Below are 21,869 nucleotides of genomic sequence, written 5' to 3'. Positions count from 1 at the left end.
CACGCAGTTCGGACAGGGCCGGGACGGCGCGACCCTCTCCCCATATATCGGAAGCCAGGATATAGTGCCGACATGACTCCCCGAGGTATGACGCAAGCTGCGTTCTTCGTCCTCACCGCACTGGTCGACCAGCCGCGGCACGGCTACGGGATCGTGCAGGTGGTCGACGAACTGTCCGAAGGCCATGTGCAGCTGCGGATCGGCACGTTGTACGGCGTGCTGGACCGGCTGGCCGCCGACGGGCTCATCGAGCTGGACCGCGAGGAGGTGCAGCAGGGCCGGCTGCGCAGGTACTACCGGCTCACCGACGCCGGTGGGGCGGCGCTGTCCGCCGAGGCACAGCGGATGGCGGCCGGGGCGCGGGCAGCGACCGAGCGGATCGCCGCCCACCGCCCCTCGGCCGCCGGGCCGGCCCCCGGCGGCGGCTCGGTGCGCCGCCCGGGCCTCGCGGGAGGCACCGCATGACGACCCTGCTCGAACAGCGCTACCGCACCGTGCTGCGCCTGCTGCCCTCCTACTACCGCGCCGAGCGGGAGGAGGAGATGGTGGAGGCCTACCTGCACGGGATCGACGAGCGGAACCGGGACGAATTGCGCCCGGCGTGGGGCGAGGTGGCCAGCATCGCCGCCCTCGCCGTCCGCACCCGGATGGGCGCCGCCGGGGCCCCCGCCCGCTACGCCACGCTCGGCGCGGTGGTGCGCCTGTTCGCGCTGCTGAGCGTGTTGCTGCAGGCGGCTTCCGGGCTGACCGGGCAGGCCCTCTTCCTGGCCTGGGTGCGCGGTGCCCCGGCCAAGGACCGGGAGATGGTCCTGATGGGCTTCACCGGCCATGGCGCTCCGGCCGGGCTGTACGAGGTCGTGCGCTGGCTGCTTCCGCTGGCGTGGACGGTGGCGTACCTGGCGCTGCTGCGCGACCACCGGCGCACCGCCTTCGCCTTCGCCGCCCTCGCGGCCCTTCCCGGCCTGGCATCGGTGACGCAGCACCTGGGCGGCGGGCAGGACACCCTGGTGGTCTCCTTCTCGCTCACGGCCGCGGCGTTCTCCTGGCTGACCGTCCTCGCCCTGTGCTGTGGCTTCCACCGCGACGCCCCGCCCGCCCGGCTCCCGCTGTCGTCTCCCGGGCTGGTCCTCATGGGCACCTGCGTCCTCATGGGCGCGTCGACCGTGGTGTGGCCCGGGGACGCGGACCCGGAATGGGCCGGCGGTGCGGCATTCATCGCCGCGGCCGCCGGGTGGCTGATCGCCCGGTTCCGGTCGCCGCAGCACACGCGGGACCCCGCGCTGCCCCTCGCACTGGCCGCGCTCGGCCTCGCCGTGCTGGTGGAGCGGACGCTCGGCCTCGCGTTCCTGGCCGACGCCCACGCCCCCGGCTCCCTCCTCACCGCCGGCGCCGTGCAGGCAGGCGTCATCGCCGCCCTGGCGGCAGCCCTGACCACGACCGGCACCCGCGGCCTGACCGCCCGGTGGAGGACCGGCTGAACCCGCCGCCCCCGTCGGCGTCAGGCGGGAGAGGCCCGCACTCGGAGCCAAGTCCGTTCCCGATGCCGTCCGGTGCAAGCCCCCCGAGGGAGAATCACGGCATGCCGACAACTGATCCCACGCCGAATGAACGGGCACCGCTCCACGTCGAAGTCGTCCGTGACGGTGTTCCGACCCCCCTCGATGCCGACGAGATCCGGGTAACCCTGCCGAACGGCATCGTCTTCCACCTGGCCCACGGGCAGGACCCCGCCGGCTCCGTCGTGGCGGAGATTCCGTTCGAGGGACCGGACGCCGAGGAGTTCTCCCACTTCCTGGTGCGGCCAGGCGCCGCCAACCTGCTCTTCCTCAACGCGGAACGGCATGTTCGCCGCACCGGGGAGGGGTGTGGCTGACCGGGGGCGTACCTCACCGGGAGGGGGCGCGGCGCCGCGCCCCCGGCGGACGGGCCGCCGCTGCGGGCAGCCCCCGCAGCGACAGCCCGCGCCGGGTGCCCGGCCGGCTCCCGCCCCTACAACCGCACCGTCTTCCTGGGCTGTTGCTTGGCGCCGGTCAGCAGGCCGTGCAGGCTGGCGAATTCGTCGACGCACTTGGCGGTGCCGTTGACCACGCAGTCCAGGGGCTCGTCGGCGACCGACACGGGGACGCCCATCTCCTGGCGCAGCCGCTGGTCCAGGCCGCGGAGCAGGGCGCCGCCGCCGGTGAGGGCGATCCCGCGCTCGACGATGTCGCCGGAGAGCTCCGGGGGGCATTCGTCGAGGGTGCGGTGGACGGCCTGGACGATCGCGTCGACCGGTTCGGCCAGGGCCTCGCGGATCTCCTCCTCGGTGATCTCCTGGATCCGGGGCAGGCCGTTGACGTGGTCGCGGCCGCGGACCGTGTAGGAGGTGGCGCGTTCCGCGGCGCCGTCCTCGTCGGTCCCGACCGGGGTCCAGGCCGCCGAGCCGATCGCGATCTTGATGTCCTCGGCGGTGCGCTCGCCGATGGCCAGGGAGTGCTTCTTCTTGACGTAGGAGGTGACGGCGGCGTCCAGGGCGTCCCCGGCGACCCGTACGGACTGGGCGGTGACCAGACCGCCCAGGGAGACGACGGCGACCTCGGTGGTGCCGCCGCCGATGTCCACCACCATGCAGCCCACCGGCTCGTCCACCGGAAGGCCGGCGCCGATCGCGGCGGCCATCGGCTCCTCGATGAGGTGCACCTCACGGGCGCCGGCGGCCTTGGCGGAGTCGACGACCGCGCGCCGCTCCACGCCCGTGATGCCGGACGGGACGCAGATGACCACCCGCGGCCGGGAGAAGCGGCGGCTGGGCAGGGCCTTCTTCATCAGGGCGCGCAGCATCTGCTCGGCGGCGTCGAAGTCGGCGATCACGCCCTCCCGGAGGGGGCGCATCGCGGTGATCCCGGACGGCGTGCGCCCGATGGTCCGCTTGGCCTCCTCCCCCACGGCGATCACCTCACCGGAGGCGTTGACCGCGACGACGGACGGCTCGTTCAGCACCACGCCCTTGCCGCGGGAGTACACCAGGGTGTTGGCGGTGCCGAGGTCGATGCCTATGTCGTACGTACCGGACGAAGTGCTGGACGCCATGGGGAGTTCATGTGCTCTCTGGAGAGGGGACGGAATCCTGGGCATTGCACCGCAGACAACCCCATGGGCTACCAATGGCGTTCATTGCGGGCAATTAATAAGACTACCGGGGGCCCGGATTGGTTCCCGCCACCGCGGTCCGCCGCCTCATCCGCCACCGTTCCCTTCTCTGTCCCGTGCCGTGTCCGATGCCGTGTCCCGTTCCGTGTCCGGTGCCGCGTACTCCGCCCGGTCCGGCTCCCGGGACAGCGCCTCGGCCACGTCGTCGAGGGCGTCGACGAGCAGCTCGGCGACGCGCAGGGCGACGCCGCGGCTCTCGTCCTCCGCGTCCCATCTCTCCCATACGGCGCGCAGCGTGCTCCAGTTCACTTCGCCCCGCTCCCGGACCGCTTCGGTGGCGTCCTCCAGGGAGGTGCGCAGTTCGAAGGCGAAGGCGGTGGCGCCGGGCGAGGCGTCCGCGTCGCGCTCGGGGAGATGGACCTCCAGGATCATGGTGACCCGGCCCATGGTGGCCAGCGCGGCACCGGCCGCCTTCGCCGAGGCCGGGGACAGCCCGCGGTGGCGTACGGGTTCCTTCTCGGCGCGGGCCTCGGTCTCCTCCCAGGCCGCGCGGGCCGCACGGGCGTCCAGCAGGGCGTCGCGGATCTGCCGGGGGCGGCGTTCGGCGGGCGTGGCGTAGAGGTCGTACACGGCCAGGGCGTAATGCCCGTTGGCCGCCAGCCATTCGGCGAGGCGGTCGCGGAGCCGGGGCGTCTCCCAGGCCGGGAACAGCGCGTACGACAGCATCGCGAGCAGCCCGCCGAGGAGGGTGAGCACGACGCGTTCCTGGACGGTCTGCTGCCAGCCCGCGCCCGCGATGCCGAGCAGGAAGACCACATAGGCGGCCACACACGCCGAGGTCACCGAGAAGCCCGTACGCATCAGCAGATACATCAGCCCGACACAGACCACGGCCAGGGCGGCGCTGACGTACAGGCCCGGGTGGGCCAGGGCCATCAGCCCGCCCGCGACGGCGACGCCGACGAGGGTGCCGCAAAAGCGGGCGACGCCGCGGGAGTAGGTCTGGGCGAAGTCCGGGCGCATCACCATGACGGAGGCGAGCGGCGCCCAGTAGCCGTGGCCGAACGGGAGCGCGGTACCCAGCAGATAGCCGGCGGCGGCGACCGCGGCGACCCGCAGGGCGTGCCGGAAGACATGGGAGGTCCAGCGGGCCTCGCGATGCAGGGAGCGCAGCGCGACCGGGACCAGCCGGGGGACGCTGGGGCGCAGCAGATGACCGCGTTCGGCCTCGGTGGTGGGGCGGGTGGCCTCGACCGGCTCATCGGTGAGTTCGACGGCGTCCGCGAGCAGGGAGATCAGGCGGTAGGCGGAGCGGCGGGCGGCGCCGTGGAGCATCGGGCCGGTGGCGGGGACTTCGAGGACGGCCATCGCCTCGGGAGGCAGCCGCACCGGCTTGGCGTGCCGTACCGCGAAGGCGACGGCGTCCAGGACGGTGGCCGCGGCACCCAGCAGATCGCGGGCACGGTCGCGCTCGGGCCCTTCCGGCGGGGCGCCGACGACCGGGTCGGCGAGGGAGGCGAGGACCGGGCGGACGCGCTCGGCGAGGCCGCGGGGGCCGTGCAGCTGTACGGGGCGCCGCCTGGCCTGACGCGGGGTCACGGCGGAGGCGATCCGGGCGTCCATCAGGGGCGCCGGATCGAACGGGGCGACCGGGTCCTGCCGCAGCCGCCGCGCGTAATCCGCCTCGGCGGCCAGCGCGTCGGCGAGCGCATCGCGCTGGACGCCCCAGGGGCGGACCGGGAAGAGCACGATGAGGGCGGCCTGGACGACGCCGCCGAAGAAGATCAGGGCGGCGTGCTGCAGCGCACCGAGGACGGACGTCGGCAGGGTGACCGTGACCAGCATGATCGCCACGGTCTGGGTGCCGGCGAGCCCGGCGACCGGGCCGATCGCCCAGGCCATCCCGGCCAGGAAGGTCCAGCCGGCGAGGAGCAGCACGAAGGCGAGGAGATGGGCGGCGGCCAGGTAGCCGAGGAAGGTGGAGACCGCCAGTGCGCCGGCGACGGCGAGGGCGAGCACCGGGCGCGGCCGCATGCTGCGCTGGAAGGTGACGATGCCGGAGGAGAACGCGCCGAAGGCGGAGGAGACCGCGAGGACCGGATCGCCGCGCCACAGGCACAGGCCGATGACCAGGGCGACGCCGACCGAGCCGCGAAGGGCGATCAAGGGGGTGAGCTTGGTCCGCTCGATGGTCAGCCCCGAGCGGGCGGCGTCCTTGAGCGCACGCGACCAGGTCATGGCGACGAGGATACGGGCCACCGGCGGGGGTTCCCGGAGGGCGCCGGCGAGCCGGGTGGGCGGGGCTCCCGCCCCGCCCACCCGGAAAATCCCGGTAAACCACCCTTCCGTTGCGCGTAAAACATCGCAGGTCAGAAAGGGGATGCCCGGATTCCGGGCAGATGGTGCGACCAATCCGACACCCCGGAAGGGAAACCATGCGCCGCGCGGGCCCCCTCTTGTTGTTCAGCCCGGACCGTCCCCGGGTGTTCGGCAAGGAGAAGGCCCCGTGCACAAAGCCCTGTTCCGTACGGTGATCGCGTTGATCGCCCTGACCGTTCTCGCCGCCACGGCCGGCTGCGGCACCAGCGCCTCCCAGGCTTCCCCCGTCCGCTTCGGCGGCGGCCCCAAGACGGGCGCCTCGCTGCACCGCACACCCCCGGGGAAGCACTCGCTGGTGCAGTGGCCCACCCGGCCGATCAGCTTCACCGAGGAGAGCCGGGTCGGCGGGGCCGGCCAGAACACCCCGATCGGCGTGACCACCCTGCACGGCCCCAAGTCCGGCTTCACCGGCAAGGTGTGGGTGTGGGCGCCGCCGGAGTACTACGAGAAGCGGAACGCCAACAAGGGCTTCCCGGTGATGGAGGCGCTGCCCGGCTCCTACGGCTACCCCGTCAACTACTGGATCGGCTCCGACCTGAAGCTGGAGGAGAACCTCGCCCAGTGGTCCAAGAACGGCACCAGCCTGCCGTTCATCGTCGTCATGCCGGTGCTGAACCCCAATGACAAGCAGTACTACGACGGCAGCGACATACCGGGCCAGCCGAAGATCGGCACCTGGCTGAGCAAGGACGTGCCCGACCTCGTACGGCAGAACTTCCGCACCCTCAAGACCCGCGACGCCTGGGCGATCATGGGCTCCTCGTCGGGCGGGTTCGCGGCGCTGAAGAATGTGCTGCAGAACCCGGAGACGTTCAAGGTGGCGATACCCAACGGGCCGGACATCGTGCCCGACTCGCCGCTGTGGAACGGGCACGCCAAGGAGGAGCGGGACAACAACCCGGAGGTCCTGGCCCGCCGGCTGATCGCGCGCGGCGGACCGCCGGTCTACCTCGCCTTCCAGGACGGCTCCCGGGAGTACACGGTGCTGCCGAAGGTGCGGAAGTTCATCCGCCAGTACGGGCACGGCCCGGTGCACACCCGGCTGCACATCGTGCCGAACGGCACCCACAGCGCGGGGACCTATGTGCAGGGCCTGGGCGAGGGCACGATGCAGTGGGTCAGCGCGCAGATGACGGGGCCGACCGCCTGACCGGCAGGACCGGGGCCGGCCGGCTCGCCGGCCCCGGGGGCCGTACCGTGACCGCGCGCGGCCCCCTCTCGCCCTCCCGGCACCCCGTCAGGACACCCCCCGTCAGGACACCACGTCCTTCCGGCCGAAGCCGCGGAACGCCAGGGCGCACAGCACCAGCGCCGCGGACACCGAGACCGCCGAGCCCTGGATCATCCCGGACCACTCCAGCCGGGGCTGGAGGGCGTCCACCCAGGAGAACTGCCAGTGGGCGGGCAGCGCCTCGCGCCAGCTGCCGAGCGCGGTGACCTGGTCGAGGACGTTGCCGACGATGGTCAGCCCGACGGCGCCGCCGACCGCGCCCAGCGGCGCGTCGGTCACCGTCGACAGCCAGAACGCCAGCGCCGCGGTGACCAGCTGGCTGACGAAGACATAGCCGGTGACCACCGCCAGCCGCGCCACCGCCTCGCCCGCGGGCAGCGCGCCGCCGGTGGGCAGTTGCAGCGGCCCCCAGCCGTACGCGGCGGTGCCGACGCCCAGCGCGACCAGCGGCAGCAGCAGCATCGCGGCGGCGCTGAACACCAGCCCCACGGTCAGCTTGCTCAGCAGCAGCCGCGCCCGCGGGACCGGCGCGGCGAGCAGATAGCGCAGCGAGGCCCAGCTCGCCTCCGAGGCGACCGTGTCCCCGCAGAACAACGCCACCGGGACCACCAGCAGGAAGCCCGCCGAGACGAACACGGCGGTGGCCGCGAAGTTGGCCCCGGAGGCGGTGGCGCCGTCCATCAGGGTGATCCGGCCGTTGTTGCGGCCGCCCGGGTCGCCGCCCACCGCGAACGCCACCACCAGCACGAACGGCAGCAGCGTCAGGATCGCGGCCACCACCAGGGTGCGCCGGCGGCGCAGCTGGCGGCGGGCCTCGACGCGCAGCGGGAGGGTGCGGCGCGGGCGGTAGCCGGGTGCCCGCGCCGCCGGGGTCGCGGTCATCGGTCCCCTCCGATCAGGGTGAGGAAGGCGTCCTCCAGGCGGCGGTGCGGGCCGAGGCGGTCCACCGCGATCTCCAACCGGAGGAGTTCGGTGAGCAGTTGGGTGGCACTGGCCCCGTCCAGCCGGACCAGCAGGCCGCCGTCGGCGCGCACGGCCGAGGCGACACCGGGCAGCGCGTCCACCTTCTCCAGGACGGCGTCGGAGACCTCGTCCGCGACGCCGACCAGCAGGGTGTCGCCGGAACCGGTGATCTCGGCGACCGGCCCGGCCTGCACCAGCCGCCCGCCGTCCATGACGACCAGATGCGTACAGCTCTGCTCGACCTCGGACAGCAGATGGCTGGAGACGATGACGGTGCGTCCGGCGGCCGCGTAGCGGATCATGACGTCCCGCATCGCCCGGATCTGCGGCGGGTCGAGCCCGTTGGTCGGCTCGTCGAGGATCAGCAGCTCCGGCAGCCCCAGCATGGCCTGGGCCAGCGCGAGCCGCTGCCGCATGCCCTGGGAGTAGGTGCGTACCGCGCGGTCCAGCGCGTCGCCGAGACCGGCGATCTCCAGTGCCTCGTCGAGGTGCGCGTCGGCCGCGGGCCGGCCGGTGGCCTGCCAGTACAGATCGAGGTTGGCGCGGCCGGACAGATGCGGCAGGAAGCCCGCCCCCTCGACGAACGCACCGACCCGCGACAGCACCGGGGCGCCCGGCCGCACGGCCTGCCCGAAGATCCTGATCTCGCCCTCGTCGGGCGTGATCAGCCCCATCAGCATCCGCAGGGTGGTGGTCTTGCCGGCTCCGTTGGGCCCCAGCAGTCCGAGCACCTGCCCCTGCTCCACCCGGAAGGAGAGGTCCCGCACGGCATAGCCCGCGGCCGACTTCGCGTACCGCTTGCTCAGCCCGCTGATCTGCAACGGGACCTCGGCGAGCGCCGGGTCGGGAGCCGGCGCCGTGATCCGGCGGCGGCCGGTGAGCAGTATCAGCGCGGCGGCCACGGCGGCCGCGGCGGGCAGCGCCCAGGTCCAGGCGGGCAGCGCGGCGGGCGCGGTGCGCACCTCGGGCGCCGTGGGCACCTCGATGCCGCCGCCGGGCAACGCGACGGTGTAGGAGGCGGGTTCGGCCGGCGAGGCGTAGCCGAGGTCGGTGGCCGACAGCACCAGCCGCAGCCGGTGGCCGGCCGCGAACTCGTGGTCGACGGCGGGCAGCCGCAGCCGCACCGTCCGGCCCTCGCGGGCGCCCTCGATGCGGTAGGGCGTGACGAGCTGGGACGGCAGCACCTGGCGGCGGCCGTCCGGCGCGACGTCGTAGACCTTCGCGAACAGCACCGCGTCCGGGGTGTCGGACCGTACGTGCACGGTGGCGGTGGGGCTGCCGGTCAGACGGACGGGGGTGCGCAGCGGCGCCGAGACGAAACCGGCGTACTGGCCGGCGAAGTCCAGGGACAGACCGCCGGCGCCGAGCGAGGCGAGGTTGCCGAGCGCGCCGACGCCGGGCACCGCGGAGACGGCGGGCGGCCCGGCGCCGGGCGGGTTGGCGAAGGTCTGCGGGCGGCCGGCGAGGCGGATGTGCCGCGGGGCGTGGTCCAGGCCCGGGTAGCGGTCCGCGCCGGCCCCGCGCGTCCGCACCGTGCCGTCGGTGGCGTCCACTCCCCCGGTGCGGCTGATCCGGAACGCGGGCCCGGTGTCCGCGTGCCGGTCGCCCTTCACATAGCGGTCGAACCAGGCCCTGGTCCGGCCCTCCAGCCGGGCCACCTCCCGGTCCCCGCCGTCGTGCCCGCCGGCGATCCAGTCGACGTCGACGGGCGCGCCGTTGTGGCGGACCGCCCTCCGGATGTCATCGGCCTGGTCGAGCGGGAACAGCGAGTCGGTCTGGCCCTGCATCAGCAGCGTCGGCACCTTGATGCGGTCGCCGACGGCGACCGGGCTGCGGCTCTCCAGGAGCCTGCGGGCCGCGGCGTCCGGCCGGCCGCGGACGGCCACCCGCTCGTACATCCGGCACAGCTCGGGCTCGAACTTCCCGCAGCCGCCGGACGTGGCGGGCGGGCGGACCGCGGAGCCGGTGGGGGCGCCCGCCGAGCCGGTGGTGAAGAAGATCCCGGCCCACAGCTTCTTGAACACCCCGTGCGGGAACAGCGCGTCGGCCAGGTTCCAGTACGTGATCTGCGGGGCGATGGCGTCCACGCGCCGGTCGTAGCCGGCCGCCAGCAGCGAGATCGCGCCGCCGTAGGAACCGCCCGCGACCCCCACCCTGGGGTCGCCCGCCTTGTCGAGCTGGACCTCCGGGCGAGTGGCCAGCCAGTCGATCAGCCGGCGCACGTCGGCGACCTCGCCCCGCGGATCGTTCAGCCCGATCTTCCCGGTGGACTTCCCGAAGCCGCGCGCCGACCAGGTCAGGACGGCATATCCGTCCCGGGCCAGCCGCTCGGCCTGGGGGCGGAGGTTGGCCTTGGTGGCGCCGAAGCCGTGCGCGAGGAGCACCGCGGGGCGACGCCCTGCGGAGTGCCCCGGCGCGGTGAAGAAGGAGGTGTCGATCCGTACGTGCCGCGCGCTGCCGGGCTTCTCCGGCATGGTCATGACCCGGTCCTCCCGGTGCACGGCGGGCGCGGCGTCCGAGGTGGAGGCCGCCCAGGTGCCGCCGCCTCCTATGAGGACGGCCAGCGCGCCCACGGTGGCGTACAGGCGCCGTCCACGCAGTCTGAGGCCTCGCAGTTCCATGGCCTGAATCCTAGGGACGGACCCCGCCCGGCACCCGGCCCCCCGGGCGGAACCCGGTGGCCTCCCCAGGGAGTAGGGTTCGCCGGCCCCGTACAGCGGACGCGGTACGGGGCCGGCCGGGCCCTTACGCCGGCGCGGGCGCCGTCAGACGGAAGCGCACGTGGGTGTCGTCGCTGCTCCAGCGCTCCAGTCCGGCCTTCTCCAGGACGCGGCCGGACGCCGGGTTCGACCGCTCGGTGTCCGCGCACACCGTGTGCACGCCCGGCACCGTGAAGGCGAACGCCACCAGGGCCCGCGCGGCCTCGGAGGCGTAACCGCGGCCCCGCCGGGACGGCACGATGCCGTAGCCGAACTCGACCGAGCCGTCGGCCGGCGGCCAGAACAATCCGATGCCGCCGACCACCAGACCGCTCGCCCGCTCCAGGATCTGCCGCTGGCCGTAGGCGCCGCGCGCGGCGGGGTGGCCGGCGGTGAAACCGGCGATGACCCGGTCGCCGTCCGCGGGGAAGTCCGCGGCCCAGTGCGGCTGCCGCGTCCCCTCCAGGACGGCGGCGAGTTCACCGTCGGACCAGGGCCGCAACAGCAGCCGCGCGGTCCACAGATCCGCACCGTCGGGCGCGGCAGCGGTGCGGGAGGAGATCCCGGGACCCTGCGGGGCGCGGGAATGCGGGGGAAGGGAAGAAGACACGCGTCACTCCTGGTCGTGATCGACGACCGGGCCGCGCACCGGCGCTCGGACTCCGGATCAGGCGGCGGCCCGGACAAAGGCATGCTGAAGAGGCATCTGGCGGGCCATATTCCTCAGCCTCCCTCGTCCGGCAGGGGTCGCACCCGGGGCACGGGTGCCGCCGCACGGTAGCAACCGGGCGGTGTCCGCGGACAGTTGTTTTCGCCGGCCGCCCGGTGGTCCCGCCGGCCGCTCCTCGCGGACCCGCGGGCAGTGCCCGAAACCGTCGCCGGTCAGTACCTCGGCGGCCCGAACCCGCCCTGCGGGGACGGCGGGTTGCCGGGCGGCACCGGCGGCGCACCGGCCGGGGGCATCGGCGGGCCGCTGACCGGGGGCACCGGGCCGGCCGGCGACTGCCAGGCGGGCGGGGCCTGCGGCCCGGGCGGTGGGACGAAGCCGGGGCCGGCGAACTGCGGAGCCCCGGACGGCGGGTACCAGGCGACGGCGACCGGCTCACCGCGGGCCATCAGCGCCAGCAGGGCCGGCGAACCGAGCAGGTCCAGCAGCAGCTGGAGATCGTTGAGGATGCTCAGGCCCGGCATGCCGTCGTTCAGGGTGAAGAGGGCACCGTTGCCGGCCATCGCGATCACGGCCACCAGGGCGCTGGGCATCGACAGGACCGCCAGCCCGATGGCCAGCCCGCGCGCCGCACCGCCGCGCATCAGGCCGTTGACCCCGGCCAGCGCGGTCAGCACCAGGAAGACCAGCGCGGACCAGCCGGGAGCCAGGCAGAGCAGCGAGCTGAGGACGCCCTTGCCGAGATAGAACGTGGTGAAGGAACCACCGCCCTGTGTCAGCAGGTAGATCTGCCACGCCAGATTGGCCAGCACCATCGCCCCGAGCAGCAGAGCGGCCACCGTCCCGGCCGTCCTGGTCGGGCGCACCGGAGGGTCGCTGGGCTTCGCGCGCGGCCAGGAACGCTGGCCGGTGAGCAGCACGACACCGGCGGCGAACGACAGCAGGACCACCCCCAGGCTGCTGACGAACACGCCGTCGAAGGTCGTGGTGGCGTTCTCGGCGTGGACGAACCAGCGCTCGTCGCTGGTGTGGCTGCCGGTGCTGATCACCGCCTGGAGCGCGGTGGCGAAGGTGAAGGTGGTGGCCACGGCCAGCAGGCCACCGGCCACCCGCTGCCCGGCGAAGGCGGTGAACACGGCCGCCAACTGGACGAGGGCGAGACCGGCATGGAAGGGGGTGGTGACCTGGTTGGTACCGCCGGAGTGCTGGAAGGTCCAGGAATCCCAGAGCCCGCCGATCCCGAACTCGCCCAGGTCGACCACCAGCCAGCAGGCCGTGAAGAGAAAGAACAGCAGGCAGAAAATCCCGCCGGTGATACGGGCGCCCTTGGCGAGCGCCATGGATTGGTGCATTTCGTCCCCCGGTTGTCGTCGTGCTCGGCGAGGGAGCACGGTAACAACGCGCCGGGGCGCGATCCCGCCCGGGATCCGGCGCGCTCACGCAGGACGGGGCACTGTCGTACGCGGGCACCCGCGGCGTGCACGGGCACGAGGCACGCGCGCACAGCCCCGGACGGCACGGACCCCCGGCCGGCAGGAAGCCGACCGGGGGTCCGTCAGGGAACCCGTCAGGGCATTCGTCGGGGTACCCGTCCGGGCATCCCTCAGTGGTTGCTGGGGAAGCCCAGGTTGATGCCGCCGTCCGACGGGTCGGGCCAGCGGGTGGTGACGACCTTGCCGCGGGTGTAGAAGTGCACGCCGTCGTTGCCGTAGATGTGGTGGTCGCCGAAGAGCGAGTCCTTCCAGCCGCCGAAGGAGTGGTAGCCGACCGGCACCGGGATCGGCACGTTCACGCCGACCATCCCGGCCTCGACCTCCAGCTGGAAGCGGCGGGCCGCACCGCCGTCGCGGGTGAAGATCGCGGTGCCGTTGCCCCACGGAGAGCCGTTCATCAGGGCGATGGCCTCGTCATACGTCGCCACCCGCACCACGGACAGCACCGGGCCGAAGATCTCGTCGCGGTAGGCGTCCATCTCGGGCGTGACGTGGTCGAGGAGGGAGATCCCGAGCCAGTGGCCGTCCTCGTAGCCCTCGACGGTGTAGCCGGTGCCGTCGATGACGACATCGGCACCCTGGGCCGCGGCGCCGGTGACGTACGAGGCGACCTTGTCGCGGTGGACCTTGGTGATCAGCGGGCCCATCTCGGAGGCCGGGTCGTCGCCCGGGCCGATCCGCAGCCGGTCGGCACGCTCCTTGATCTTGCCGATCAGCGGGTCGGCGGTCTCCCCGACGGCCACGACGACGGAGATCGCCATGCAGCGCTCACCGGCCGAGCCGTAGGCGGCGTTGATCGCGGAGTCCGCGGCCAGATCGAGGTCGGCGTCCGGCAGGACCAGCATGTGGTTCTTGGCGCCGCCCAGCGCCTGGACGCGCTTGCCGTTGGCGGTGCCGGTGGTGTGGATGTAGCGGGCGATGGGCGTGGAGCCGACGAAGGAGACCGCGGCGATGTCCGGGTGCTCCAGGATCGCGTCGACGGCCACCTTGTCACCGTTGACGATGTTCAGCACGCCGTCCGGCAGCCCCGCCTCGGCGGCCAGCTCGGCCAGCTTGAACGCGGCGCTGGGCACCTTCTCGCTCGGCTTGAGCACGAAGGTGTTACCGCACGCGATGGCCAGCGGGAACATCCACATCGGCACCATCGCCGGGAAGTTGAACGGCGTGATGCCGGCCACCACACCGAGCGACTGGCGGATCGCCGCCACATCGACGCGGGTGGAGACCTGGGTGGACAGCTCGCCCTTGAGCTTCTCGGGAATACCGCAGGCCAGCTCGACGATCTCCAGACCGCGGGCCACCTCACCCAGCGCGTCGGAGTGCACCTTGCCGTGCTCGGCGGTGATCAGCCGGGCGATCTCCTCACGGTGGGCGTCGACCAGCTCGCGGTACTTGAACAGCACCGAGGTGCGCTTGGTCAGCGAACTGGTGCCCCAGGACGCGAACGCCTCCTTGGCGGCGCGGACGGCCGCATCGACCTCGTCGGCCGACGCGAAGGCGACCTGCTTCTCCTGCGCACCGGTCGCCGGGTTGTAGACCGGACCGAAGTTGCCGGAGACGCCCTCGACGGGCTTGCCGCCGATCCAGTGGTTGATGGTCTTCATGCGGGGACCTTTCCGGGGTGACGACGTCGGGCTGTGGTCAGAGGTGACGGCGACGGCCGGCGGCCTGCCGGTCGTACGCCTGGCGGGCGGCGAGGGCCGCCGGCCGTGTCGCGGTCTCGGCAACAGGTACATCCCACCAGGCCTGCGCCTCCGGCGCGCCCGGCACTGTGTCGGCCGTTTCGGTCTCGACATAGACACATGTGGGCCTCTTTGCGCCACGCGCCTCGGCGAGCGCGGCACGCAGCTCGCCGACGGTGGCCGCCCGGAGGACGTGCATGCCGAGCGAGGCGGCGTTGGCGGCCAGATCGACCGGCAGCGGCGCGCCCGTGTACCTGCCGTCCCCGGCCCGGAAGCGGTACGCCGTCCCGAAGCGCTCACCGCCGGTCTGCTCGGACAGGCCGCCGATGGAGGCGTAGCCGTGGTTCTGGAGGAGGACGAGGGTGAAGGGGAGACCCTCCTGGACCGCGGTGACGATTTCAGTGGGGTTCATCAGGTATGTACCGTCGCCGACCAGCGCCCACACCGGCCGGTCCGGGTCGGCCAGCCGGACCCCGATCGCCGCGGGGATCTCATAGCCCATGCAGGAGTAGCCGTATTCGAGGTGGTACTGCCTGCGGGACCGGGCGCGCCAGAGTTTGTGCAGGTCACCGGGGAGGGACCCGGCGGCGTTGATGAGCACGTCGGTGTCGTCGACCAGCGCGTCCAGCAGGCCGAGGACCTGGGTCTGGGAGGGCCGCGCGGAGTCGTCCCCGGCGTCGTACGCGGAATCCACCCGGCGCTCCCACTCCGCCTTCGCCGCCGTGTAGCCGGCCTCGTACTCCTTCGCGACGCGGTGTCCGGCCAGCTCCTTGCCGAGCGCTTCGAGTCCGGCGCGGGCATCGGCGACCAGGGCCGTGGCACCCAGCTTGTGGGAGTCGAAGGGAGCGATGTTGAGGTTGAGGAAGCGGACACCGGGCGCGGCGAACAGCGTCGACGAAGCGGTGGTGAAGTCGGTGTAGCGGGTGCCGACGCCGATGACCAGGTCGGCCTCCCGCCCCAGCCCGTCGGCGGTGGCGGTGCCGGTGTGGCCGATGCCGCCGACGTCGGCGGGGTGGTCGTGGCGCAGCGAGCCCTTGCCGGCCTGGGTGGACGCGACCGGGATGCCGGTGGCGTCGGCGAAGGCGCGCAGCGCGTCCTCGGCCTCGGAGTGGTGGACGCCGCCGCCGGCGATCAGGAGCGGCCGGCGGGCAGCGCGGATGAGGCGGACCGCCTCGGCGAGGGCGTCGGCGTCGGGGGCGGGCCGGGCGACGCGCCAGACCCGGTCGGCGAAGAATTCCTCGGGCCAGTCGTACGCCTCGGCCTGGACGTCCTGCGGCAGCGCGAGCGTGACGGCACCGGTGTCGACCGGGTCGGCCAGCACCCGCATGGCCTGCAGCGCGGCCGGGATCAGCGCCTCGGGACGGGTGACCCGGTCGAAGTAGCGCGAGACCGGCCGCAGCGCGTCATTGACCGACACGTCGCCCGCGTGCGGCACCTCCAGCTGCTGGAGCACCGGGTCGGCCGGCCGGGTCGCGAAGGTGTCGCCGGGCAGCAGCAGCACCGGCAGGCGGTTGACGGTGGCGAGCGCGGCGCCGGTGACGAGGTTGGTGGCGCCGGGGCCGATGGAGGTGGTGACGGCCTGCGCGGAGAGCCGGTCGCACTGCCGGGCGTAGCCGACCGCGGCATGCACCATGGCCTGTTCGTTGCGGCCCTGGAGGTACGGCAGCGCCTCGCCCGATTCCAGCAGGGCCTGGCCGAGGCCGGCGACATTGCCGTGGCCGAAGATGCCCCAGCAGGCGCCGATCAGCCGGCGGCGCCGGCCGTCCCGCTCGGTGTACTGGTGGGCGAGGAACTCGACCAGGGCCTGCGCGACCGTCAGGCGGCGTGTCGTCGGGGCGTTCATCGGGCGTCTCCTGCCGGTGCTGCGTAGAAGGGGAGGCGGGGGTCGACGGGCTGATCGGGCCAGGTGGAGCGGATCCAGCCGTGGTCGGGGTGATCGCAGATCAGCCACTCGCGGGTCTCGCCCGGGCCGGCCATCACATTGAGGTAGTACATGGCGTGGCCGGGGGCGGCGATGGACGGGCCGTGCCAGCCGTCGGGGATCAGGACGGCGTCGCCGCTGCGGACCTCGGCCAGCACATCGGTGCCCCGGCCGTGCCCGGACGGGCTGACCCGCTGATAGCCGACACCGTCCGTGCCGTGCGCCGGCTCGATCTCGAAGTAGTAGATCTCCTCCAGCTCCGACTCCTCCCCCGGGCGGCACTCGTCGTGCTTGTGCGGCGGGTAGGAGGACCAGTTGCCGCCGGGGGTGAGCACTTCCACCGCGATCAGCCGGTCGCACGCGAAGGTGCCGGCCGCGCCGAAGTTGTTGACCTGACGGGAGCAGGTGCCGGTGCCGCGCAGCTCCACGGGGACGCCGGAGGCCGGACCGTAGCGGGCGGGCAGCCGCCGCTCGCAGCGGGCGCCGGTGAGCGCGAACCGGCCGCCCGCCCCGGTGGCGATCTGCACATGCGCGGCACGCGGCACGTACGCGAAGTCCGTGACACCGCTGAACACGCTCTCCCGCCCGGCGAGTTCGAAGACGTCGCCGTCATCGGTCAGCACCGTGCAGCCGCCGGACAGCGGCAGCACGATCCATTCGCTGTCGCCGGTGGCGAAGGAGTGGTGGCCACCGGGCGGCAGGTCGAGGACGCGCAGCGAGGAGTAGCCCCAGCCGGCCCGCCCGGGGTCGATGTCCAGGGCGTACGGCCCCTCGGCGGCAGTGGTGGCCTTCAGGTGGAATTCAGTACCCATATGTCGAGTCTCCTGCGGAATGCGCGGCGTTCACAGCAGGCCTACGGCGGTGTCCACCGCGGCGGCGACGTCCCCGTCGGCGGGGTAGAGCAGGGAGCGGCCCACGACCAGCCCCTGCACCGTCGGCAGCCGCAGCGCCTTGCGCCACTTCTCGTAGGCGGCTTCCTGGTCGCGGACGGTGCTGCCGATGTCGCCACCGAGCAGCACGGTCGGCAGTGTCGTGCTCTCGCAGACCCGGGCCATCGCCTCGGGATCGTCGGTGACCGGCAGCTTGAGCCAGGTGTAGGCCGAGGTGCCGCCGAGGCCGGAGGCGATGGCGACGGAGCGGATGACGGCCTCGGCGCTGAGGTCGTTGCGGACCCTGCCCTCTATCCGGGAGGACAGGAACGGCTCGACGAAGACCGGCAGTTCGCGCTCGGCCATCGCGTCGATGGCGCGGGCGGTGGCCTCCATCGTGGTCAGCGAGCCGGGGTCCGCGTAGTCGATGCGCAGCAGCAACTTGCCGGCATCGAACCGGAGGCGGGCCAGGTCCTGCGGCCGGTGCCCGGTGAACCGGTCGTCCATCTCGAAGGAGGCGCCCGCGAGGCCGCCGCGGTTCATCGACCCCATGACGACCTTGCCTTCGAGCGCGCCGAGCAGCAGCAGGTCCTCCAGGATGTCGGCGGTGGCGAGCACCCCGTCCACGCCCGGCCGCGACAGCGCGAGCACCAGACGCTCCAGCAGGTCGAGGCGGTTGGCCATGGCGAGCTGTCGGTCCCCCACGGCGAGCGCGCCGCGGGCCGGATGGTCGGCAGCGACGATCATCAGCCGGCCGCTGTCGCCGAGGAGCGGGCGACGGGTGCGGCGGGCGGCGGCCTCCGCGACGGCTTCGGGGTGCCGGGCCCGCAGCGTCGCGAGGTCACTGATCCGAGGAGTCAAGGCTCAACTCACCTTCTTGAGTGCACAGGTGGGGCGGGCGGACCGCACGACGCGCGGCCACGGGGGTCACCGGGCGGCCGCGGGGGTCACCGGGCGGCCATGGTGCTCACCGGCTCGCGAGGAACGCGTCGACCTCGTCGGCCGTCGGCATCGCGGAGGAGCAGGCCAGCCGGCCGGCGACGAGGGCTCCGGCGGCGTTGGCGTAGCGCATCATCGGCTCCAGCTCCCAGCCGGCCAGCAGACCGTGGCAGAGCGCGCCGCCGAAGGCGTCACCGGCGCCGAGGCCGTTGACGACCTCGACCGGGGTGGGCGGGACCTCGGCGGTGCGCCCGTCACGATGGACGGCGAGAACGCCCTTGGGCCCCTGCTTGATGACGGCGAGTTCGACGCCCTTGTCCAGCAGCGCCTGGGCGCAGGCCTTGGGCTCGCGCAGTCCGGTGGCGACCTCGGCCTCGTCGACATTGCCGACCGCCACGGTCACGTGCCGCAGCGCGGCTTCGTAATACGGGCGGGCGGCGGCCATCGCCGCGGCACCGCTCGCCCCGCCGTCCCCGGAGGCGCCGCCCTCGCCGCCCCAGAACATCGGCCGCCAGTCGAGGTCGAAGACGGTGGTACCCGCCTTGGCGCGAGCCTGGAGCGCGGCGAGCGTGGCGCTGCGGCTGGGCTCCTCGCACAGCCCGGTACCGGTGATCCAGAAGATCCGGGCCGCCGCGATGGCGTCCTGATCCAGCTCCTCGGGGCGGATGACCAGGTCGGGGGCCTTGGGGCGGCGGTAGAAGTACAGCGGGAAGTCGTCCGGCGGGAAGATCTCGCAGAAGGTGACCGGCGTCGGGTAGGCGTCGACTGCGGTCACCCAGCGGTCGTCCACCCCGAAGTCGCGCAACGCCTGGTGGATGTAGTCGCCGAACGGGTCGCGCCCGGTGCGGCTGATGACCGCGCCGCGGCGGCCGAGCCGGGCCGCGGCGACCGCGACATTGGTGGCGGATCCGCCGAGGAACTTCCCGAAGGTCTCGACCTGGGCCAGCGGCACACCGCTCTGCAGCGGATAGAGGTCCACTCCGATGCGGCCCATGGTGATCAGGTCGTACGGCTCGGTCATGTGCGCCCCTTCGGGTCAGCCGGCGCGGCGGGTTCGGCGGGTTCGGCTCTGAGGAAAGGTCTAACGGGGAGAGTCAGACCCTGTCAATACTTTGTCCTTACATACTGATGTCAAGGAGAGCGATGGACACATACGGGGACGGCGGAAGGGGCGCATATGGGGGCGGCGGAGCGGAGGGCACCCGAGCGGGCGGGCCGCACGCACCACGGAGTACGGGGGGGGGAGCGGCCCGCACACACCCCGGAGCACGAGGGGGGCGGCCCGTACGCACCCCGGGGCACGGGGGAGGCGGCCCGCGCACACCCGGAACACGGCCCGCTCGACACACGCCCCGGAACACGGCCGCTCGGCACGCACCATCCCGGGAACACGTCCCGTTCGCCACACACCCCGGAACACGGCCCGCTTGGCGCACACTCCGGCGCACCCCGCGTGACAAAGTCCTTAAGTCCTTATGTCAGGACGAAGTCTTGACACTCCCCGGGGCGACAGAGAGGCTGTGCCCCACAACCCCACCCCAGCGCCTCCCGGTCACCGCCGACCGGCGAGAGGAGAGCCGCAGCATGCCCGCTTCCCATGCCGCCCCGCCCGTCCTGGACCGCCTCCGCGTCGGTTCCGCACCCGACTCGTGGGGAGTCTGGTTCCCCGACGACGAGCAGCAGGTCCCCTGGCAGCGCTTTCTGGACGAGGTCGCCGAGGCCGGCTACGAGTGGATCGAGCTGGGCCCGTACGGCTACCTGCCCACCGACCCCGCCGTCCTCCGCGACGAGATCGCCCGCCGCGGCCTGAAGGTCTCGGCCGGCACGATCTTCACCTCCATGCACCACGGCCCGGCCGCATGGGACAAGACCTGGGCGCACGTCTCCGAGGTCGCCACCCTCACCCAGGCGATGGGCGCGGGACACCTCGTCGTCATCCCCTCCTTCTGGCGGGACGACAAGACGGCCGAGGAGATCGAGCCGCGCGAGCTGACCGCCGAGCAGTGGACGCATCTGACGACCGGCACGGAGCGGCTGGCCCAGCGCGTACGGGACGAGTTCGGGCTGGACATCGTGGTGCACCCGCACGCCGACACCCACATTGACACCGAGGAACACGTCGAGCGCTTCCTGCACGCCACCGACTCCGACCTGGTCAACCTCTGCCTGGACACCGGCCACTACGCCTACTGCGGCGGCGACAGCGTCAAGCTGATCCGCACCTACGGCGAGCGGATCGGCTACCTCCATCTCAAGCAGGTCGACCCGGACATCCTCGGCGACGTCGTCGCCAAGGGCACGCCCTTCGGGCCCGCCGTCAAGCAGGGTGTGATGTGCGAACCGCCGCTGGGCGTGCCCGCGCTGCCGCCCGTCCTGGAGGCCGCCCAGGAGCTGAACGTCGACCTCTTCGCCATCGTCGAGCAGGACATGTACCCCTGCCCGCCCGACCAGCCGTTCCCGATCGCCGAGCGGACCCGGCGCTTCCTGCGGTCCTGCGGCGCCTGATCCACCGTGAGCTGAACCGCCCTGGACCGACACGGGACCACCCAGGCCGCCCGAGTGACCCTGGACCACCCAGACCGCCCGGGTGACCCTGGATCACCCAGGGCTTCCCTCAACCCCCTGGACCTCCCTGAACCCCCCTGGATCACCCAGGGCTCCCCTCAGCCTTCCCGAACCTCCCCAGGCCTCTTGCACCCGCCTCGTGACGCCTCCTCATACCCCGGCAACGATTACGGAGAGTAATTAGTTTCCAGGGTACATCACACTCTGTAGCACGTAAGGACGTGAGGACGACATGACTTCGCTCGGAACCCTCGGTGTGGCGGTCATCGGCACCGGCCGCATGGGCGCCGACCACGTACGCCGGATCGACGAGGTGATCAGCGGCGCCCGGGTGGCGGCCGTGGTCGACATCGACGCGGCCCGGGTCAAGCATCTCGCCGACCGCATCGAAGGGTGTACCGCCTACACCGACCCGGCCGCCGCCATGGACGATCCCGGGGTGGACGCCGTACTGATCGCCTCACCCGGCCCTGCACACGAGGCGACGCTGCTGGATGCCTTCGCGCGCGATCTGCCGGTGCTGTGCGAGAAGCCGCTGACGCCGGACGCGGCCTCCGCGCTGCGCGTGCTGGAGGCCGAGCGGGCGCTGGGGCACCGCCGGGTCCAGGTGGGCTTCATGCGCCGCTACGACGCCGGCTACCGCAGCCTCAAGTCCCTGCTGGACCAGGGCACTTACGGCCGTCCGCTGATGCTGCACAACAAGCACCGCAACGCCGACACCCCGCCCGGCTTCACCAACGCGATGATGATCAACGACTCGGTGGTGCACGAGATCGATGTGACCCGCTGGCTGCTGGACGACGAGATCACGGCCGTACGGGTGCTGCGCCCGTCGCCCACCGGGAACGCCCCCGAGGGCCTCAGCGACCCGCAGCTGATCCTCTTCGAGACCGCGGGCGGCCGGGTCGTGGACACCGAGCTCTTCGTCAACTGCGGCTTCGGCTACCAGGTCAGCTGTGAGGCGGTCTGCGAGGGCGGCACCGCCAGGATCGGTGACGACCACGGGGTGTTCAGCAACACCGCGGGCCACTGGGGCGGCGCCATCCCCCCAGGCTTCGTGGAGCGCTTCGAGGAGGCCTACGACCGGCAGGTGCAGCGCTGGGTGCGCGCCACCCTGCGCGGCGAGGTCGAGGGCCCCAGCTGCTGGGACGGCTATGCGGCGGCCGCGGTGTGCGAGGCGGGCGTGCTCGCGCAGGCCACCGGCGAGCGGGTGGCCGTCGAACTGATCGAGCGGCCGGCGCTGTACCGCTAACGGCAGGCGCTGTACCGCCGAGGCAGGCCCCACCGCCGGACGCCGTCCTCCCGCGCGCCCACCCACCGCCGCCCTACCGC

Annotated in this window: 17 protein-coding genes; 6 read left to right on the top strand and 11 right to left on the bottom strand. The window is 73.0% G+C overall.

Going from position 1 to position 21,869, the window contains the following annotated elements; all coding sequences use genetic code 11:
* Positions 1 to 87: 87 nt before the first annotated feature.
* The 3 genes from EST54_RS23575 (at position 88) to EST54_RS23565 (ending at position 1,873) form a co-directional block, all read left to right on the top strand.
* Positions 88 to 465 carry a PadR family transcriptional regulator gene (locus tag EST54_RS23575; protein WP_129249729.1) on the top strand — a complete coding sequence of 126 codons (378 nt, stop codon included), beginning with the start codon at positions 88 to 90 and terminating at the stop codon, positions 463 to 465.
* A complete protein-coding gene (locus EST54_RS23570; protein ID WP_129249723.1) occupies positions 462 to 1,478 on the top strand; it encodes a hypothetical protein in 1,017 nt (338 codons plus the stop codon). Before EST54_RS23575 ends, EST54_RS23570 begins: the two co-directional genes overlap by 4 nt.
* 101 nt (positions 1,479 to 1,579) lie before the next feature.
* Complete coding sequence (locus EST54_RS23565) at positions 1,580 to 1,873, top strand: hypothetical protein (RefSeq protein WP_129249722.1); 294 nt, start codon at positions 1,580 to 1,582, stop codon at positions 1,871 to 1,873.
* 116 nt (positions 1,874 to 1,989) lie between these two features.
* On the opposite strand, the gene mreB is transcribed toward EST54_RS23565, so the two are convergent.
* Both mreB and EST54_RS23555 read right to left on the bottom strand, forming a co-directional pair.
* Positions 1,990 to 3,069, bottom strand: a complete 1,080-nt coding sequence (gene mreB / locus EST54_RS23560) for a rod shape-determining protein (RefSeq protein ID WP_129249721.1) — start codon at positions 3,067 to 3,069, stop codon at positions 1,990 to 1,992.
* A gap of 147 nt (positions 3,070 to 3,216) precedes the next feature.
* Positions 3,217 to 5,367 carry an FUSC family protein gene (locus EST54_RS23555; RefSeq protein WP_129249720.1) on the bottom strand — a complete coding sequence of 717 codons (2,151 nt, stop codon included), beginning with the start codon at positions 5,365 to 5,367 and terminating at the stop codon, positions 3,217 to 3,219.
* A 268-nt stretch (positions 5,368 to 5,635) separates the two neighbouring features.
* Here EST54_RS23555 and EST54_RS23550 point away from each other — a divergent pair, with 268 nt between their 5' ends.
* Complete coding sequence (locus EST54_RS23550; protein ID WP_129249719.1) at positions 5,636 to 6,658, top strand: alpha/beta hydrolase; 1,023 nt, start codon at positions 5,636 to 5,638, stop codon at positions 6,656 to 6,658.
* Positions 6,659 to 6,760: 102 nt separating this feature from the next.
* Here the strand turns inward: EST54_RS23550 and EST54_RS23545 are convergent, their stop codons facing one another.
* From EST54_RS23545 to iolC, 9 genes are all read right to left on the bottom strand, one after another.
* Positions 6,761 to 7,621, bottom strand: coding sequence for an ABC transporter permease (locus EST54_RS23545; protein WP_129249718.1), 861 nt, complete (start codon positions 7,619 to 7,621; stop codon positions 6,761 to 6,763).
* Positions 7,618 to 10,323 carry an alpha/beta fold hydrolase gene (locus EST54_RS23540; RefSeq protein ID WP_129249717.1) on the bottom strand — a complete coding sequence of 902 codons (2,706 nt, stop codon included), beginning with the start codon at positions 10,321 to 10,323 and terminating at the stop codon, positions 7,618 to 7,620. Before EST54_RS23540 ends, EST54_RS23545 begins: the two co-directional genes overlap by 4 nt.
* Positions 10,324 to 10,447: 124 nt before the next feature.
* The gene (locus EST54_RS23535; protein ID WP_129249716.1) at positions 10,448 to 11,011 is read right to left on the bottom strand and encodes a GNAT family N-acetyltransferase; all 564 of its coding nucleotides are present in this window, start codon (positions 11,009 to 11,011) and stop codon (positions 10,448 to 10,450) included.
* Between the two features lie 272 nt (positions 11,012 to 11,283).
* Positions 11,284 to 12,420, bottom strand: coding sequence for a hypothetical protein (locus EST54_RS23530; RefSeq protein ID WP_239012368.1), 1,137 nt, complete (start codon positions 12,418 to 12,420; stop codon positions 11,284 to 11,286).
* 251 nt (positions 12,421 to 12,671) lie between these two features.
* Entirely contained in the window at positions 12,672 to 14,165 is a 1,494-nt protein-coding gene (locus tag EST54_RS23525; RefSeq protein WP_129249715.1) for a CoA-acylating methylmalonate-semialdehyde dehydrogenase, read from the bottom strand.
* Positions 14,166 to 14,202: 37 nt separating this feature from the next.
* Positions 14,203 to 16,086 carry a 3D-(3,5/4)-trihydroxycyclohexane-1,2-dione acylhydrolase (decyclizing) gene (iolD, locus tag EST54_RS23520; protein WP_129249714.1) on the bottom strand — a complete coding sequence of 628 codons (1,884 nt, stop codon included), beginning with the start codon at positions 16,084 to 16,086 and terminating at the stop codon, positions 14,203 to 14,205.
* Positions 16,083 to 16,976 carry a 5-deoxy-glucuronate isomerase gene (gene iolB / locus EST54_RS23515; protein ID WP_129249713.1) on the bottom strand — a complete coding sequence of 298 codons (894 nt, stop codon included), beginning with the start codon at positions 16,974 to 16,976 and terminating at the stop codon, positions 16,083 to 16,085. The genes iolD and iolB overlap by 4 nt, the downstream gene beginning before the upstream one ends.
* A gap of 30 nt (positions 16,977 to 17,006) precedes the next feature.
* Positions 17,007 to 17,894 carry a Cgl0159 family (beta/alpha)8-fold protein gene (locus EST54_RS23510; protein WP_129249712.1) on the bottom strand — a complete coding sequence of 296 codons (888 nt, stop codon included), beginning with the start codon at positions 17,892 to 17,894 and terminating at the stop codon, positions 17,007 to 17,009.
* A 106-nt stretch (positions 17,895 to 18,000) separates the two neighbouring features.
* Positions 18,001 to 18,993, bottom strand: a complete 993-nt coding sequence (gene iolC / locus EST54_RS23505; protein WP_129249711.1) for a 5-dehydro-2-deoxygluconokinase — start codon at positions 18,991 to 18,993, stop codon at positions 18,001 to 18,003.
* Positions 18,994 to 19,556: 563 nt separating this feature from the next.
* Between iolC and EST54_RS23500 the strand changes: the two genes are divergently transcribed.
* Positions 19,557 to 20,477 (top strand): sugar phosphate isomerase/epimerase family protein, encoded by a 921-nt coding sequence (locus tag EST54_RS23500; protein WP_129249710.1) that lies wholly within the window; start codon positions 19,557 to 19,559, stop codon positions 20,475 to 20,477.
* 292 nt (positions 20,478 to 20,769) lie between these two features.
* Positions 20,770 to 21,789, top strand: a complete 1,020-nt coding sequence (locus EST54_RS23495) for a Gfo/Idh/MocA family protein (protein ID WP_129249709.1) — start codon at positions 20,770 to 20,772, stop codon at positions 21,787 to 21,789.
* Positions 21,790 to 21,869 lie beyond the last annotated feature (80 nt).

The sequence above is a fragment of the Streptomyces sioyaensis genome (assembly GCF_004122735.1).
GTDB classification, from domain to species: Bacteria; Actinomycetota; Actinomycetes; order Streptomycetales; family Streptomycetaceae; genus Streptomyces; species Streptomyces sioyaensis.
Note: the sequence above shows the minus strand (reverse complement) of the source record. Positions and strands in the feature narration are given on the sequence as shown.